Genomic DNA, 15,535 nt, shown 5'->3' on the forward strand with positions numbered 1-15,535 from the left:
GGGCGCAGATTCGTGCGGCGCTTCCCGCGACGGAATACCTGTCACTGCGTCAGCACCAAGCGGCTGGACTAGTTGAGTACCCGCCATCCGACGACTCGCACGGTTGCACCATTTTGGTAAAACGCTGGAAACTGTCCCCCAGTTGGTGGAATGCCCGCGGATGACTGAATCAGAGTCTTGCCACCGACGCTCATGATCGTGGGTGTGTAAGCTGTGCCGTAGCCTATAAGTATGGCCCCTGTATACGCCGTACCGCTTGAAGTGACAAACACACCCGATGGGAACGCACCATTATTCAGCTTATAAAGATAATAGTAGGCCGAAGAATTACCGCAGGTTCCGGCGGGAGGACTGACAGTAACGGGTACAATGATAGCTCCATTGTTGATCGCTACTGGCGCAGAGATGACGCCGTTCGACGGTAATGAAGTTACGGTAGAATTCGTGCCATTTTGTGCAAACACCGTAGAGCCACCGGAGTACGCCGCCCATTGGGCGATCCAGTTGCCGCCCTGAAGTTGAAAAACCGTAAAACCATTGGCACCTTGTACAGTGAGGTAGGTGTTGCCAAGGTAGGGGCTGACCGTCATGTACTGAGCAACCGAGCTCAGCCCAGATGAACTGCTCGCCCAGGGAGCGAATGACGCGGGGCTGGTGGATCCACTAGAGCCGAAGCTCGCCGGGGTGATGACCGGTGGAAAAGCGGAAGCGGAGATGGTCGCGGTACTACTGGAGGAACCGCCGGAAACTTGTGGAATATTGGTGACCGGCATTTCATAGACATAGCCGTTCGCATCACCCAGATAAATATTGTTGCTGGAATCGATGCTCAAGGCGCTGGTAGCGTCGAACGGCAACTGATCTTGAAACGACTGTCCGGTTCCTACATTTACGCCAACGAGATAGCTTGTGGTTACCCCGCCATTCTCCTGATTCACTACCCAGAGAGCCCACGTCTGACCGAAGGTCGACGAAGATGCGTTGGTATTCTGGTAAAATACAGGGGCCTGGCTAAGAGGCTGGGAGTAAGAAGGTCCGAGATCATCTTCGAATACCACATTTGCGAGATTAGCTGTGCTCGTTCCGCCAAGCTGTAGATCGTAGAGAATGCCACCGTTCTCGGCGCTACCGACTATATACGTATGCCATTTTCCAGTTCCATCAGTCGCGTCAATGCTCTGGAACCCTCCGTCCATGCTTTGGCCACGCCAGAAGGTTCCATAATACTGGAGTTGATTGAGCAATCCGTATGGCGTCCACGCCCAGGTCAGCGATGGATTCCCTCCTGTGGAAGCATCGTAACTTATACCATATAAAACGCCGCTATTGCTGGAAAAGACGGCAAGATTCTCGCGTGAAGAATGCTGCAAGACAAACGTCCCATAACTGCCAGTGCTTCCGCTTGCGGAGAGCAAAGTACCATTGTCGGGTGGTGTCACAATGATGGGAGCGCTGGTACTTGGCAATCCAATGTACCAATTAGCCGTTCGCCCCCCTAGGTAAGCGCCAGAATCCACAGAAGGATTAATGGTGTAGGACGCAATCGTAGAGGCCGTCAGATCTGTCGGTAACGAAGATCCGAAGGCACTGGGATACTTGGAGGCGGCCTGAGTGAGAGGAATGGCTGCACCGGATATGATAGCGCCGCTAGAAGAAGTCGGAGCTGTTGTGTAGAACGGCACACTGTTAGAGGAAACGGCAGTGGAGTATACCGAATTGGCATTCCAGCTAGCCTGCGATGTTGCCGTAGCTGTGACGCCGCTTGCCGAGAAAGGAAATGCATATAAATTACCCTGCCCATGGCTACTGTTCACATTTTCCGCTACTAATTCCACTGAATTATTATTTACCGCTGCCGTTGCAGCAATTGGGGCAGTGACGACATTGTTAAGAATGTTGCCGATAATGCTGTTGAAGGCTTGCTGTACCTGGCTGGCAGAGGTAGCGGGATAAAAGGACCCCGTACCGCCAGCTTGGGCCATGGCCGTCAAAACATAATTTCCTTGCTGAGCGACAGCATTTTGCGCATCGTTACCAGCTTGCGAAGGATTTACCGCCGAACCGATGCCTATAACGTAGGTATCGATCCCTTGCGTCTTTAGAGCCTGAATCGTCTGGATGGCATCGGTTACTGCACCGTCGTTGGTGGATGACCAATTACTCGGCGAGGAAATCGACGTTACACCAAGACTGGTAGCGGCGGCGCTACCGAGAGGCGGATATACATGACCGTTGAGTCCTTGCGTTGGTTGACCATCAGTAACCAAAATAACATACCGTTGTCCGCAAGTTTGAGTGGGACCAGAAATTGATTGAGAATAGTTGTTAGGAAAATAGTTGTTAGGAAAATAGTTGTTAGAAAAATAGTCTGCCGCGGTTTTAATCGCCCCCGCCGTTGGTGAATAGCCTGCTGCAGCGGTGATCGGGCTCGTGTTTCCGTAATAGGTGTCAAAAACTTCCGGCACCAAGTATTGCGTTAGAGAGCTGGCATTCGTTGTGACTCCCGCTAAGATTTTGCCTTGATAATGTCTCTGACTACTATCCTGTTTGGTCACCGTACGCGCATTAAATCCAAATCCTCTCTGCGCGTACCATACCTGATTAACTGCCGAGTAAACGGAGCCATTTTGGTAAACAGGTAAATAACCCGAGCTGGTAGGGGTGATCGTAATTCCGCCCTGCCCCTGAGAGGTTGAGGAATATGTTACACTCGGAGATGACGAACCAAGTAACTGATTCTCATAGTAGTTTAGGCTGTAATTGGATGCATTGCTTCCATTGAAAGTGTAAAAGTTCGAACTGTTGTTGCTGGAGTATAAGACGTCATTTATCAAAGGATCATCGCTTGTTTCAGATACAAGAAGTGAAGGGTAAGCGGTTGCGTTATAGCCGTTTATGTTTGTGCAAAAGCTTGAGTTGCTACCATAACATGGATTTGAAACAGCAATGAGTGAGTTTCCTGATGTTCCGTTGTAAGCGGCGGGTGTTTGGGAGTTGAAGGAGAAACCAGAGGTGTTCTGGCTCATGTAATATGCCCATGTAGTGTAAAGCGATGGCGTTTGTGTAGCAAAATCCATCAATCCAAACTGTAATTGTTGAGAAATGCTGGGATTTTGTAATATGTTTAATATGGATTGCTCGGCAACATTAAGCATGGACTCAGAGTTGTCAACATATACATATGACGAATCCGAGGATACTGCGTTGGCACATGCAGACGCAGCGGGAGTTCCCGCAGTTACGTTCGCGCAGCTCACCGTATAGGGGACGCTTGTCGTAGGTGCGGTGGATGAATTGGGAGGTACAAAACCAGCGAGGGCCGTGTAATTTACTGGTGATGCTGACGTGGTATTGACGCCCTGTACACCCGAACCTGACATAATGGCTCCAGACAGGCCATTCGTTCCGGGCAGGTAGCCCGGGGTCGCCGGATTGGTGGGGCTCGCCAACACCCCCGCCATTCCTTGCGAATTATCAATTATGATCATTACCTGCGGCTGATCGCCAACTGGGATGTTATTAATTGTAACGCCAGTTTGCTGTGGTGCAGCCCATGCACTCAAAGGTAACAGCGAGGTGGAGATTGCCAATATCAGAGAAACTGCTTTTCGGGACTTGTGGAATATCATTGGGTGTTCTCCAGCGTTGCTTCGATGGTGACTCCCAGGCCACCACCATTGGCATTCGAGGAATGCACATAGGTCACGTAATAATAGCCATTATTCTGTGCATTCGGGCCCAAGGGATACACAACATATTTTACCGTAAAGTTATAGGAGCCATATTGCACGCTGGTTTCTCCACAGGGGTAAGTGGTACTCGAGCCGCATGCTTGCCAGTAACTCGCCGAGGGTGCTGTTGGTCTAGCAGAGGAAGAGGTTGATGCGACATACCATGGAGGGATGCTCGCAGGTGGCGGATTTGGCACTGTGGCCAAAAGGTTGCTGACTTGATTCAGCCCCACATCGGTGGCCTCCTGCGCAGCATTCTGCACCGCCAAGTTGCTGGCAATGAGGGTGTTATTTTTGTTGAGATACAGATAGGCCATAACCGCCAGTGTTACGGCAAAGATCAGCACCAGCACGATGACTAAGATAGCACCTTGCTCCCGTTCCCTGTCTGCAGGAACAGATAGCGCGATCTTCAATGGCGCAGCTTGCTGCTTCATTCGCTCCCCCAGATGCCGTTACGCACGGGAATGATGCTTTGGAAAAGATGATATGCATAATGGCGGCAGTTCCCCTGCAAGCAGCCCGGACCACCGCTGGTGGGGACCGTATAGGTTTGCCCCAACACATCGAAGCTCGCCGGGCTCAAGCTGTTGGGTAGATACTGGGTGCTGCGGATGAGCATGGCCAACTGTACGGCAACAATGGTCCCAGGGTTGGTTCCATTTGCAATACTTTGGTTATAGGCCGTGGGCGACATCCATGCAGAAACACTCGTGCTCATCCCGCTGGTAAGACCATATTGCATCTGCAGAACAACGACACCGCTCGCTAGAGCTTGCGGGGTTGGTGCCGTTGCCTGTGATCCTGTGTACTGCGTCATGTATAAAGTTGGAGTATTTCCCGCTGGATTTTCCATGATTTGGAACTGTGTAAATAGAAAATGTTGTGAGCCGAGATCATATAAATTTGCGCCACTTATTGATGGCGCTGTCGGTGTGTTGGGAAGCGCGGCGAAAATCTGTGTCGGATTCAACTGCAAGCCGCAGGAGCTTCCAGAATTGAAGCCAACTTTGTTGCTAGAGCCTTTAGTTATATTCGTTATTTGTCCCATCAGGCACGTACCGCCACCTTGGGGTACAATCAAAGCGATATCGCAAGGATTTAACAGCTGGGTATTGGTGACATTGATATTTTCAGAACTGCCGCTCGAATTCCCCGAATAACCAACCACCGTCGTCGCCGGTGCGCCCCCAAGGCTGCCTCCGCCAATCACGGTACTGAAAGAGTACGGTGCGGTCCCTCCTTGTGCAGTCAAGGAAGTATCGTAGCTCTGCACCGAAGCCGTAATTGCCACTAGAGCACCGCCTTGCGCGCTAGTACTGTTGATTCCCACCACCCCGTTCGGGCATTGGCTATAGCTGGGCAACCCATAGCCCGCCGATTCGATGGCCTGGCGCATGATGGCCATGGCATTGCGGCCGCGCTGCCACATCTCGCCATTGGCGGACTGCTGGCTAACCCCCTGGCTGGTACGCAAAAAGAAACTGAAGACCGCCGTGGAGAGCAGGCCCACCACCACCAGCGCCACCAGCAGCTCCACCAACGATAGTCCGCCCTCGCCGGAGGCAGGAGCTACGGGAGCAATTTTTCTGGGCCTCATCTCAATACCCCACGATGGTTTGCGTTTGATAGCTGGCACCATTGCCCCAGCTCACCGTCACCGTTGCGTTGCAGGGGCACTGGCTGGCGCCGCTCATGGGGGTGACAGCGAAGGTGACCGTCGCCTGTGGCGGCATGCCGTAGGCACTCATCACGGACGCGATCGGCGCGAGTAAAGGGCTGGTTGTGCTAGCGGTAACAGTATCGCCATTCAGGTTGAGAGCGTCACTTCCATTGGCCCGCAACACTCCGACCGCGCTCTGCGCGATTTCAAAGCCAGAGGTGAGGTTCTGGTTCTGCGCCGACATACTGAAGCTATTTAGAAAGAGGCCTATGATTCCCAAGGAGCCAATCGCAAAAATAGCCAGAGCGACCATTGCCTCGATGAGGGTAAGGCCCAGTTGGCGCTGGGCTGGGGTCATCTGCCGGGGTTGGCTACGCGTTTTGGCGTTCATTGCAAGTTACACACGCTGCTGGTGGGTGCGGAGGTCGCACAATTACGCAGGTTGCCGGCGCCACTAAGCTGCACCAGCCAGTAGCCGTAGCTCGCGGCATCGTTGCCCACCGTGCCAAAGGTGATGTTGGCGCTGGTAACCGTACCTCCCGCACCATAGACCATGCCCGTTGGCGAAACACTGAAAGTCCCGCCCGTCAACACAGTGCAGGTGGTATTGGGATAGCGGCTGGCAAAGGCGCTGGCGCTCATCTGCGGCACGGTCTGCTGCACATTCTGGGCGGCCGGGGTGATGGTCCAGGAACATCCCGGCGCACCGGGCGCACCCGCGCTCACGTTCACCTGCACCGGATACCCCGAGCGAATGGCATAGCCCTGCGCCCAAGCCAGGTCCTGCTGCAGATGCCCCGAAGCCCCCTGGATGCGCGCGCGCACCATCCAGATGTTGAACTGCGGAATGGCAACGGCGGCCACGATGGCCATGATGGCGATGAGGATCATGAGTTCCACCAGAGTGAAACCCAAGTTCCTGATGCGCATCCGTTCTTGCCCCGCGATCACGTCCTGTCTACCTCCGTCATTCCAACGTCTGCCACGCCCATGGTTCCCTTCCATGCCATGGACGCCTAAATAGTCGAAACGACACAGATTGCCAGATTCTGCAGCGGGACCAGTTGCTGGTTTTTGAACCGTGCTTCTCGTTGGGGATGGGGCGTTTTGGAGGGCTTCACTGCACCGGCTGCGCTGCGTCGTGTAGCAAGACTACCTGGCTGTATTGCAGAAACTCGTCCAAGTGCCTTACCAGGATGCTCACCGTGATGGCGAGTTGCAGCTCCTGGTAGCTATGCACAGCAATGTTGCGATAGACAGCCGCCGGTTGCCAAGGATGAGGTTTGACAGGAAGCCGGACTGACCGGTATGCTTTCGCGCTCGATTGGGGGATCGTCTAGCGGTAGGACAGCGGACTCTGACTCCGCTAACCGTGGTTCGAATCCACGTCCCCCAGCCAAAGAAATCAAGGTCCTAGCTTACCGGCTGGGGCCTTTTCTTTTGGCCGTGGGACCCCGGCGGGGCCGCCTTGCCATCGCAGTACAGAGTGGCGCGTCCATCGCGGACGAAACCCACTAGCTGCACGTGATTTTTTCTGGCAATGTCCACCGCCATGCTGCTGACACCGGAGATGGCTGCTACCAACGGAATTCGCCAGGCGAGTGCCTTGCGCACGATCTCGAAGGGCAGTCGTGAGGAGACCGCCAGAACATCTGCCGAGCCGGGAACGGCTCCGCGGGCCAGAGCCGCACCGATGACCTTGTCGACGGCGTTGTGGCGACCGATGTCCTCGCGCACCAGGACCTCCCCGTCCGAAAATCGGAGGGCGGCAGCGTGGCAGTTGCCGCTTTGCTGGTGGAGACATTGCTGCGCCGCGAGTTCTGCCATGGTCGCATGAATTAGCCCCAGATCCGGAAGATTCCGGGCGGCAGGTAACGGCGCAAAGGGCTGTAGGCCGCGAAAGTCAGGACAACCGCAAAGCCCGCAGGCACTGGCGCCGGGCAGTGCCCGGCGGTGGCTGGCAGCGCGATCCCGGGCGGCAGCATGCAGCTGCAAGTAGACGGCGGCGCCGTCCGCAGTGGCCTCGACTTCCAGCGCCAGAATCTCCTCGGGGTTGTGCACGATGTCCTCGGTCCAGAGAAAGCCGCGCGCAAAATCTGCCAGATCGTGGGGCGTTGCCAGCATGACGGCATAGACCTCGCCGTTGAGCACGAAGGAGACCGGGGACTCCTCGACCAGGCTCTGCGCCTGACCCTGCCAGCTGGTCGGCGGGCGGAGACTATCGTCAGCCAGCCTCGATTTTTCTGCTTCCACGGGGTATCCGCCCTTCAGACATCGTCATTCGTAGAGTGTAGTCCAGCGCCGCGTGCCGCTTCGACTCCCAGCGCCGCCCAATCGACGTCCTTCTCTCCGCGGGCGGCAAGGGCGAGGAAGCGCTCCCGCAGGGGGCCAAAGAAAGGCATGGGCACGGCCAGCTTCTCTGCGGCCTCGCCTACCAGGCGAAGATCCTTCTGCCCCAGTGGCGCGGCAAAGCCGGCGGGGCGGACCGCTCGATCGGCAATGAGTTTGCCGTAATTGCGATGGACGGGCGCCGTGAAGAGGGATCGGGTGAGAAAGTCGAGATAGGCATGACGGTCGACGCCGCCCTTTTCCACCAGGGCCATGGCTTCGCCCATGGATTCGATGGTCGTAGCAATCAGGAAATTGCCGCTGAGTTTGACCAGATTGGCGAGCTCCGGCTGCGGCGAAACCCACCAGAGGTCCTGCCCCATCCGCAGGAACACCGGCCGCAATCTTTCTACGATCTCTTCCGCGCCACCAGCAACCAGGAACAGTTTGCCAGCAGCGGCGGCATCGGGTCGGCCGAACACCGGCAGGGACACGAAATGCTGTCCAGCCGCGGCGTGACGCTCGGCAAGTTCGGCTGCCAGAGCCATGCTGATGGTACTGCACGAGACGTGGACCGCGCCTTCTGGCAGGCTTTCCAGCAAGGCTCCTGACGCCAGCACGACATCGCGAAGCGCCTGATCGTCAGCCAACATGGTAAACACCAGCTCTCGATCCGCCATTGCCCCGGGGCGAGCGACGGCCCGGGCGCCTTGGGCTACCAGCGCTGCTGACGCTTGGGTACTGCGGTTGTAGACGATGAGATCTGTAGTCGCAGCCAAGAGGCGCTGCGCCATCGCGCTGCCCATCCGTCCGAGTCCCAAAAAACCGATTTTCATGCCGCCTCCTTCACATTCATACTAGTTGGTATAAAGCTAGGCGCTCAGCGCTCTAGGGTCAAGAAATTCATGGTCTCCCGAAAGTATCTGCAGCTGCCAGAGACTATGCAGTGTGCTGCAACCTGTTACACTCGGCGTATGAGCAAAGTCATGGAACGTCACTCCGTCCTTTCCCAAACCTGGACCTTTACCAAGATGCAGGGCCTGGGCAACGACTTTGTCGTGCTCGATGGTGTGCGTCAGTCCTTCTCCTTGCGGCCGGAGGATTGCCGGCGCATTGCCGATCGGCACTTCGGCATTGGTTGTGATCAGATTTTGCTGGTGGAGCCTGCCACCGACCCTGATTGCGATTTTCGCTATCGCATTTTCAACGCCGATGGAAGTGAGGTAAACCAGTGCGGTAATGGTGCACGCTGCTTTGCCGTTTTCGTGCGGCGCGCCGGTTTGAGCGATAGGAATCCCATCCGGGTGGAGACCCGGGCTGGGCAGATGTCGCTCCACATCCGTGCGGATGGTTTGGTAGAGGTGGACATGGGGGTGCCAATTCTCGACCCCGCCGCCATCCCTTTTCGTGCCAGTGCCCCCGCGGAGGAGTATGAGCTGAGCTTTCGCGGCCGGGTGTTGCCGATCGCGGCAGTGAGTATGGGCAATCCGCATTTGCTGCTGGCGGTAGACCAATGCGGTAGCGCCCCCGTTGCCGACTGGGGTCCGGAGTTGGAGCAGCACCCCGCCTTTCCCGAGCGCTGCAATGTCGGCTTTCTCGAAATTCAGGATCCCACGCATTTGCGCCTGCGCACCTGGGAGCGCGGAGCGGGGGAGACCCTCGCCTGTGGCAGTAACGCCTGTGCGGCGGTGGTTGCGGGCCAGCTCTGGGGTCGGCTGGCCGATACGGTGCAAGTCACCCTGCCCGGAGGTACACTGGAAATTCGCTGGGCAGGCCCCGGTATGCCGCTATACATGGTAGGGCCAGCGGAAGTCGTTTTTGATGGTACCTGGATCCCCCGAGGAGAAAATACATGAGTCAGCAACTTCTGGATGCCATTGCCCGCAATCTGCAGGTATCTGCCGGGCAGATTGCCTTTTTGCACAAGCTGGAAGAAAACGAGCTAGAGCTACTCGCGCAACTCATCGCCAAGCTGGAGATCCATGCACGCTCCGAGCAGTACACCGATACCCATTGGGAGGACGACTGAGGGATGCAGGACGAGTCTGCCGCACAGTGCCGTGCCTATCTGCAGGCACACCCCGAATTTTTGCTGCAGGAGCCGGATCTGCTGCAACAGCTGACCCTGCCCCATCTGGGTGTTGGCTCTGCCAGCTCTCTGCTCGAGCGCCAAGTGCAGCGCCTGCGCGACGAACGTGACCGACTGCAGCGCTATGTTGCGACACTGCTCCGTCAGGCGCAACGGCAAACGGAGTTGGGACGGCATCTCGGCCGCCTCGCCGTCGACCTGTTACTGGCGCAGGATCGGGGCGCCTGCGTGGCAGCCTTGCGTCGCAGTCTCGAAAAGGATTTCGCCGTGGAGTCCTTTGTGATGCTGACGGGGCCGCAATCCTGCTTGCCCGACGCCATTACCCTGGAGGAAAGCGACTGGCAACGCTTGGCTGATGATCGGGAAGCCCAGGCTGGCGTGCAGTTGGGTGAGGACGAGCTGCGCCGGTATTTCCCGGCGGCCGTATCGCTCCCGGCGTCGCTGGCCAGCATCAGCGTACGCGGTCCAGACTGCAGCGCGCTGATTTTGCTGGCCAGTGACGACCCCGAACGCTATGGCGCCGACATGGCCACCGACTTGCTCGAGCAAATCTCGCGGCTGTTCTCGGCTGCCCTGCAGCGCTGCGCCGGCAGCGATCGTGATGCCTAGCGAAATCGACCTGCAGATCGAGGCATTTTTACAGAGCGCCCCGGCGCGGCTGGCCGCCCGGTCTGTCGCCGCCTACCGCGAGGATTTGCAGCTGTGGCAGGCATTTTTTGCCGGTGAAAAGATTTCGTCCATCGCGGCCATCCAGGTTGCGCAGCTGCGTCATTTCCTGTTGCGCGAACGCCAGCGGGGGCTGTCGGTGCGCAGCCTGCGACGCCGTTTTGCCGCTCTGCGGGCCTGGTACCGCTGGCTGCGCTTGCAGAACCCTGAGCTGCAAGACCCCAGTCGCGGCCTCCCTATGCCCAAGGGCGAACAGCATTTTCCCGATTGGCTGGGGATCGATGTGGCGCAGAAGCTCCTCGACTCCCCTACCGATATCGGCGATGACTGGCTGCAACTGCGCGATCAAGCCATCCTCGAACTGCTCTATTCCAGTGCCTTGCGAGTCTCGGAGCTGGTGCAGTTGCAGCGCCACGATCTCCAGCTCGAAGCGGGCCTGCTGCGCGTTCTCGGTAAAGGCCAAAAACAGCGCATCGTGCCCGTGGGACGCGTGGCGCGCGAGGCCCTGCAACGCTATCTGGCGCGGCGACCGGAAAGCACCGATTCGACCCTTTTCCTCAACCGTCTTGGTCGCCCTCTGGGTGTGCGTGGCGTGCAGTATCTGGTCGACAAGGCTGGGCGAGAGCGTCTGGGGCAGCGTTTGCACCCGCACAGTCTGCGCCACAGCGCCGCCAGCCATCTCTTACAATCCTCGGGTGATCTGCGCGCGGTCCAGGAGTTTTTGGGGCATGCTCAGATTGATACCACCGCCATTTATACCCATCTGGATTATCAGCACCTGGCACAGGTTTACGATCAGGCGCATCCGCGCGCCAAGCACAAGGAGCAGTCGCATGAGTGAAGCAGCGACCCTGCACGGCACCACCATTCTTTCGGTACGCCGCGGGGAGAATGTGGTGATGGCCGGTGATGGTCAGGTCACCTTTGGCAACACCGTCATGAAGGGAAATGCGCGCAAAGTTCGACGCATCGAGCCGGGGGTGCTGACCGGGTTTGCCGGAGCGACTGCTGACGCTTTTACGTTGTTGGAGCGCTTTGAGGCCAAGCTCAAGGCGCACCCGGGGCAGCTGGCCAAGGCGGCGGTGGAGCTCGCCAAGGAGTGGCGCACCGACCGGGTGCTGCGCCGTCTGGAAGCGATGTTGGCAGTGGCGGATCGCAGTCAGAGTCTGATCATCACCGGGCAGGGCGACGTCCTTGAGCCGGAACATGGCATCATTGCCATTGGCTCGGGAGGGCCTTATGCCCTCGCCGCCGCCCGCGCCCTTCTGGAGAACAGCGATCTGCCGGCCCGCGCGATTGCCGAGCAGGCCTTGGCGATTGCCGGAGACATCTGCATTTACACCAATCAACAACGTACCGTGGAAGAATTGTCATGAAAATGAGTGAAATGACCCCGCGCGAGATCGTGCAGGAGCTCGACAAATACATCGTCGGCCAGGCGGAGGCAAAGCGGGCGGTTGCCGTCGCCCTGCGCAATCGCTGGCGTCGTGCCCAGGTGGATGGTCCTTTGCGCAAGGAAATCACCCCCAAGAACATCCTCATGATCGGTCCGACCGGGGTGGGCAAGACCGAGATCGCCCGTCGTCTGGCCCAGCTTGCGAGCGCCCCCTTCCTGAAAGTGGAAGCGACCAAGTTCACTGAGGTAGGCTACGTGGGCAAGGACGTCGAGTCCATCATTCGCGATCTGGCGGAGATCGCCGTCAACCTGCTGCGTAGTGAGCGGCAGGCGGCGAATGGTCAGCGCGCCGAGGAGCTGGCGGAGGACCGTCTGCTCGACATCCTCGTGCCTGGACCGCGCGACGTCAGCGTACCGCGGCAGGACGAGGGGACGCGGCAGAAGTTCCGCAAGATGCTGCGGGAGGGGCGCCTGGACCAGCAGGAGATCGAGATCGAGCTGGCGGCTCCCAAAGCCAACGTAGAGATCATGACCCCGCCGGGCATGGAAGAAATGAGCGCACAGCTGCGCGATCTGTTCAGCAATATGGCGCCGCAAAAGACGGCCAAGCGCAAGATTCCCATTGCCGAAGCGCGCAAGCTTCTCTGCGAGGAGGAGGCAGCCAAATTGGTCAATGAGGACGAAGTACGCAGTCTGGCCTTGGAACGGGTGCAGGAGGATGGCATCGTCTTCATCGACGAGATCGACAAGGTCACCTCGCGGGGTACTGGGCAAAGTGCCGCGGAAGTCTCTCGCGAGGGCGTCCAACGCGACCTTCTGCCCCTGATAGAAGGAGCGAGCGTCAGCACCCGCTATGGCGTGGTCAAGACCGACCATATCCTGTTCATCGCCTCGGGGGCTTTTCATCTGAGCAAGCCGGCCGACCTGATCCCGGAGCTGCAGGGGCGCCTGCCCATTCGCGTCGAATTGCAGGCGCTGCAGGCGGAAGATCTGGAACGTATTCTGCGCGAGCCGGAAAATGCCCTGGTTCGCCAGTACAGTGCCCTGCTGGCAGCCGATGGAGTCACCCTGCAGTTCGAGGACTCTGGCATCCGCCGCATTGCCGAGATTGCCCAGCAGGTGAATGAGCGGGTCGAAAATATCGGTGCCCGCCGCCTGCATACGGTAATGGAACGCCTGCTGGAAGAGATTGCCTTTCAGGCCCCGGATCACGACGGCCAGCCGCTGCGCATCGATGCCGAATACGTCGATGCTCGGCTGAGTGACTTGGCTGCCGACGAGGATCTGTCCCGCTACATCCTCTAGGTCTTGCTCCCTGCCTCGGCCTCTGTCAGCCGCAGAGGTTCGAGCTGGCTGTTGAGAATGCGCACGTCCTGCTGCTGGCGAGCCACCGGGATACCTTCCGCCAGCAAGGACTCCATGACGCCGGCACGGAGGTCTGTCTGCACATTGAACATCAAGTTGCAATCGCGCAGATACACCCGCAAGTAGACCACGATTCCGTTCGTATTCACGTCCAGAATCAGCGCCGAGGGCGGGATGATGCTGGGATCGTCCTGCATCACGTCCGGGTGCTTTTGCGCAACCGCCACAAGGAGTTCCTTGACCCGGTCGAGATTGGCGTTATGTTCCACCGTAAAGGGCAACATCAAGCGTACCACGCTATTGGAATGCATCCAGTTGGTGACCTGCCCGGAGATGATCTCGGAATTGGGCACAAAGACTTCTGTGCGATCAAAGGTGAGGATCAGGGTGTAGCGGATGCTGATGCGCTGGACGTATCCTTCGGCGCTGCCGACCTGGATCCAGTCTCCGACCTTGATCGGTCGTTCAAAGATCAAAATGATGCCCGACACAAAATTGTTGACCATGGTCTGCAGGCCAAAACCAATACCGACGGACAAGGCGCTGGCGATCAGGGTCAGCTTTTCCAGTGGCACTCCGGCAAGCCCGATGCCAATCAACAGACTCAGGGTGATGGTGACATATTTGCTCAGGATAACCAGGGAATAACGCGCTCCACTATCCAGAGAAAACATGCCGAGAAAATGGTCGAGTCGACGGGTAATGAACTCCACCAAACGCAGCAATAGCGCCACGATGATGATCGCGGCGACGATATGCGCCGGAATGATTTTGACCCCACTGACGCTAAAACCGTCCAGAAAATAGTGTCCGACATAGTGCAGGCCCTCTTTGGGCATGCCCCAGTTCAGGGCTAGGGCGAGCAGTGCTACGCAGAGGATGCCGAGCTGCGCCATGACCCGCAGCAGGTAAAAGGGCAAGGACCCTTTGTGGGGATAATGACGGAAATAGCTGCGCTGTAACCACCACAACAGCCCCGCAGCCACGACTATGATGGCACTCGTCCACAGATGCTGGATCACGAAGGAAACCCTCCCGTAGATCGTACAGAAAATGGGGAAGGGAGCAGAAATCAGGGCTTGATGTAGGCGAAACCCTGCGCCTGCGCCTCGCCAAGAGCGAGGATGCCGGCAGGTGCCAACTGGCTCCCTTCTGGACGACCTGCGGCATCGAGCTCGTAGGCCGTCAGACTATTCTGACAAAAGAGAAATTCTACCCCTTGGGCGATCAAGGCAGCGACTTCCCGCTGCCAAAGTCCTTCTGCCCATAGGGGGATGGGCGCAGGACCATTGGCGACGACCCGCAGCCGAACGCCGGCATCAGAGCGCAGCGCGTTGCGGAGATTACCGAGCAGCAGCGGCCAGCGGCCCGGCTCATCAATATGAAAGACCAGGGCAGCGGCAGGTTTCAAGCCGCAGCGTTCTCTAGTAGACGTTGACGCAGTCTGTTCATGCTGCTCTTTTCCAGTTGCCGCACGCGCTCCGCCGAAACTCCAAGCTCATCGCCCAGGGACTGCAAGGTCTTGGGTTCCTCACTCAGCCAGCGATTCTCGATGATGTAGCGATCCCGTGCCGGTAATGCGGCCAGGGCACTGCGCAGCCCGCGCTCGCGCGACCGGTCCCAATCGCTTTCGATGACCTGCTCGACCGAGGACGCGTCCGGGTCCGCAAGCTCGAAGCTGTGGGCATGCCCTTCCTCATCTTCGCTGCTGTGATCGATGGAGTAGTCGTATCCCGCCATACGACCTTCCATCTCCAGTACTTCGCGTTGGCTTACCCCGAGTTCCTCGGCAATGGCCTCGCTCTCACTCAGATTCATCCAGCCGGTATCGTTACGACTGGAGCGCAGATTGAAGAAGAGCTTGCGCTGCGCCTTGGTGGTTGCCACCTTGACGATCCGCCAGTTGCGCAGGATGAATTCGTGCATCTCAGCCTTGATCCAGTGCACGGCGAAGGACACCAGGCGTACCCCGTGGTCGGGGTCAAAACGCTTGACCGCCTTCATCAGACCGATGTTCCCTTCCTGGATCAGGTCGGCTTCCGGCAGACCATAGCCGCGGTAGGCGCGGGCGACGCGCACGACAAAGCGCAGGTGGCTCAGCACGAGGGCCTTGGCCGCCTCCATGTCGTCCCGCTCGCGCAGACGCTGCGCATAGTCCCGCTCTTCCTCGGCGCTCAGCAGCGGCTGCGCATTGACAAAGCGCAGGTAAGCCGCCATGCCGTCCACACTCGCCAACTCTCTGTTCGCGACCACCAGTTCGTTCATTGCCTATCTCCTGTTTTTGCTCCGAGTTTAGA

17 protein-coding genes and 1 tRNA gene are annotated in these 15,535 nt (G+C 58.0%); 7 read left to right on the forward strand and 11 right to left on the reverse strand.

Annotation, left to right across the window (positions count from 1 at the left end):
* Positions 1–68 precede the first annotated feature (68 nt).
* The 6 genes from ORD17_RS05750 to ORD17_RS05775 form a co-directional block, all read right to left on the reverse strand.
* Positions 69–3,629, reverse strand: a complete 3,561-nt coding sequence (locus ORD17_RS05750; RefSeq protein ID WP_308389905.1) for a type IV pilin biogenesis protein — start codon at positions 3,627–3,629, stop codon at positions 69–71.
* The gene (locus ORD17_RS05755) at positions 3,626–4,168 is read right to left on the reverse strand and encodes a hypothetical protein (RefSeq protein WP_308389906.1); all 543 of its coding nucleotides are present in this window, start codon (positions 4,166–4,168) and stop codon (positions 3,626–3,628) included. Before ORD17_RS05755 ends, ORD17_RS05750 begins: the two co-directional genes overlap by 4 nt.
* Entirely contained in the window at positions 4,165–5,271 is a 1,107-nt protein-coding gene (locus ORD17_RS05760) for a PilW family protein (protein ID WP_308390062.1), read from the reverse strand. Before ORD17_RS05760 ends, ORD17_RS05755 begins: the two co-directional genes overlap by 4 nt.
* Positions 5,272–5,332: 61 nt before the next feature.
* Positions 5,333–5,785: a prepilin-type N-terminal cleavage/methylation domain-containing protein gene (locus tag ORD17_RS05765; RefSeq protein ID WP_308389907.1), complete on the reverse strand. Its 453-nt coding sequence runs from the start codon at positions 5,783–5,785 to the stop codon at positions 5,333–5,335.
* Entirely contained in the window at positions 5,782–6,324 is a 543-nt protein-coding gene (locus tag ORD17_RS05770; protein WP_308389908.1) for a GspH/FimT family pseudopilin, read from the reverse strand. Before ORD17_RS05770 ends, ORD17_RS05765 begins: the two co-directional genes overlap by 4 nt.
* A gap of 187 nt (positions 6,325–6,511) precedes the next feature.
* A complete protein-coding gene (locus ORD17_RS05775; RefSeq protein ID WP_308390063.1) occupies positions 6,512–6,727 on the reverse strand; it encodes a HepT-like ribonuclease domain-containing protein in 216 nt (71 codons plus the stop codon).
* Here ORD17_RS05775 and ORD17_RS05780 point away from each other — a divergent pair.
* A tRNA-Gln gene (locus ORD17_RS05780) sits at positions 6,720–6,793 on the forward strand. The genes ORD17_RS05775 and ORD17_RS05780 overlap by 8 nt on opposite strands.
* Before the next feature lie 14 nt (positions 6,794–6,807).
* Here the strand turns inward: ORD17_RS05780 and fdhD are convergent.
* Together fdhD and ORD17_RS05790 are read right to left on the reverse strand one after the other, a co-directional pair.
* Positions 6,808–7,647: a formate dehydrogenase accessory sulfurtransferase FdhD gene (fdhD, locus tag ORD17_RS05785; protein WP_308389909.1), complete on the reverse strand. Its 840-nt coding sequence runs from the start codon at positions 7,645–7,647 to the stop codon at positions 6,808–6,810.
* Positions 7,648–7,661: 14 nt separating this feature from the next.
* Entirely contained in the window at positions 7,662–8,558 is an 897-nt protein-coding gene (locus tag ORD17_RS05790; protein WP_308389910.1) for an NAD(P)-dependent oxidoreductase, read from the reverse strand.
* Positions 8,559–8,708: 150 nt separating this feature from the next.
* Here ORD17_RS05790 and dapF point away from each other — a divergent pair, with 150 nt between their 5' ends.
* Genes dapF through hslU form a run of 6 tightly spaced genes read left to right on the forward strand, consistent with a single transcriptional unit; the run spans position 8,709 to position 13,178 of the window.
* Entirely contained in the window at positions 8,709–9,578 is an 870-nt protein-coding gene (dapF, locus tag ORD17_RS05795) for a diaminopimelate epimerase (protein WP_308389911.1), read from the forward strand.
* On the forward strand, positions 9,575–9,751 hold the full coding sequence (locus ORD17_RS05800; protein WP_308389912.1) for a hypothetical protein: 177 nt from the start codon (positions 9,575–9,577) through the stop codon (positions 9,749–9,751). Before dapF ends, ORD17_RS05800 begins: the two co-directional genes overlap by 4 nt.
* 3 nt (positions 9,752–9,754) lie before the next feature.
* Positions 9,755–10,420 (forward strand): DUF484 family protein, encoded by a 666-nt coding sequence (locus ORD17_RS05805; RefSeq protein ID WP_308389913.1) that lies wholly within the window; start codon positions 9,755–9,757, stop codon positions 10,418–10,420.
* Positions 10,413–11,318: a tyrosine recombinase XerC gene (locus ORD17_RS05810; RefSeq protein WP_308389914.1), complete on the forward strand. Its 906-nt coding sequence runs from the start codon at positions 10,413–10,415 to the stop codon at positions 11,316–11,318. The genes ORD17_RS05805 and ORD17_RS05810 overlap by 8 nt, the downstream gene beginning before the upstream one ends.
* The gene (hslV, locus tag ORD17_RS05815; protein WP_308389915.1) at positions 11,311–11,853 is read left to right on the forward strand and encodes an ATP-dependent protease subunit HslV; all 543 of its coding nucleotides are present in this window, start codon (positions 11,311–11,313) and stop codon (positions 11,851–11,853) included. Before ORD17_RS05810 ends, hslV begins: the two co-directional genes overlap by 8 nt.
* A gap of 2 nt (positions 11,854–11,855) precedes the next feature.
* Positions 11,856–13,178, forward strand: a complete 1,323-nt coding sequence (gene hslU / locus ORD17_RS05820; RefSeq protein ID WP_308390064.1) for an ATP-dependent protease ATPase subunit HslU — start codon at positions 11,856–11,858, stop codon at positions 13,176–13,178.
* Here hslU and ORD17_RS05825 read toward each other — a convergent pair.
* The 3 genes from ORD17_RS05825 to rpoH are packed head-to-tail and all read right to left on the reverse strand — an operon-like array spanning position 13,175 to position 15,503.
* The gene (locus ORD17_RS05825) at positions 13,175–14,260 is read right to left on the reverse strand and encodes a mechanosensitive ion channel domain-containing protein (protein ID WP_308389916.1); all 1,086 of its coding nucleotides are present in this window, start codon (positions 14,258–14,260) and stop codon (positions 13,175–13,177) included. The genes hslU and ORD17_RS05825 overlap by 4 nt on opposite strands.
* Positions 14,261–14,310: 50 nt before the next feature.
* Positions 14,311–14,649, reverse strand: a complete 339-nt coding sequence (locus tag ORD17_RS05830) for a DsrE family protein (RefSeq protein WP_308389917.1) — start codon at positions 14,647–14,649, stop codon at positions 14,311–14,313.
* Complete coding sequence (rpoH, locus tag ORD17_RS05835) at positions 14,646–15,503, reverse strand: RNA polymerase sigma factor RpoH (protein ID WP_308389918.1); 858 nt, start codon at positions 15,501–15,503, stop codon at positions 14,646–14,648. Before rpoH ends, ORD17_RS05830 begins: the two co-directional genes overlap by 4 nt.
* Positions 15,504–15,535: the final 32 nt, after the last annotated feature.

This window comes from Acidithiobacillus sp. AMEEHan (assembly GCF_030996345.1).
GTDB lineage: Bacteria > Pseudomonadota > Gammaproteobacteria > Acidithiobacillales > Acidithiobacillaceae > Igneacidithiobacillus.

What these genes read in the sequence shown, in the direction of transcription:
- ORD17_RS05750 (WP_308389905.1), bottom strand. Translation starts at nt 3,629, where the DNA reads ATGATATTCCACAAGTCCCGAAAAGCAGTTTCTCTGATATTGGCAATC.
- ORD17_RS05755 (WP_308389906.1), bottom strand. Translation starts at nt 4,168, where the DNA reads ATGAAGCAGCAAGCTGCGCCATTGAAGATCGCGCTATCTGTTCCTGCA.
- ORD17_RS05765 (WP_308389907.1), bottom strand. Translation starts at nt 5,785, where the DNA reads ATGAACGCCAAAACGCGTAGCCAACCCCGGCAGATGACCCCAGCCCAG.
- ORD17_RS05770 (WP_308389908.1), bottom strand. Translation starts at nt 6,324, where the DNA reads ATGCGCATCAGGAACTTGGGTTTCACTCTGGTGGAACTCATGATCCTC.
- ORD17_RS05790 (WP_308389910.1), bottom strand. Translation starts at nt 8,558, where the DNA reads ATGAAAATCGGTTTTTTGGGACTCGGACGGATGGGCAGCGCGATGGCG.
- dapF (WP_308389911.1), top strand. Translation starts at nt 8,709, where the DNA reads ATGGAACGTCACTCCGTCCTTTCCCAAACCTGGACCTTTACCAAGATG.
- ORD17_RS05800 (WP_308389912.1), top strand. Translation starts at nt 9,575, where the DNA reads ATGAGTCAGCAACTTCTGGATGCCATTGCCCGCAATCTGCAGGTATCT.
- ORD17_RS05805 (WP_308389913.1), top strand. Translation starts at nt 9,755, where the DNA reads ATGCAGGACGAGTCTGCCGCACAGTGCCGTGCCTATCTGCAGGCACAC.
- ORD17_RS05810 (WP_308389914.1), top strand. Translation starts at nt 10,413, where the DNA reads ATGCCTAGCGAAATCGACCTGCAGATCGAGGCATTTTTACAGAGCGCC.
- hslV (WP_308389915.1), top strand. Translation starts at nt 11,311, where the DNA reads ATGAGTGAAGCAGCGACCCTGCACGGCACCACCATTCTTTCGGTACGC.
- hslU (WP_308390064.1), top strand. Translation starts at nt 11,856, where the DNA reads ATGAGTGAAATGACCCCGCGCGAGATCGTGCAGGAGCTCGACAAATAC.
- rpoH (WP_308389918.1), bottom strand. Translation starts at nt 15,503, where the DNA reads ATGAACGAACTGGTGGTCGCGAACAGAGAGTTGGCGAGTGTGGACGGC.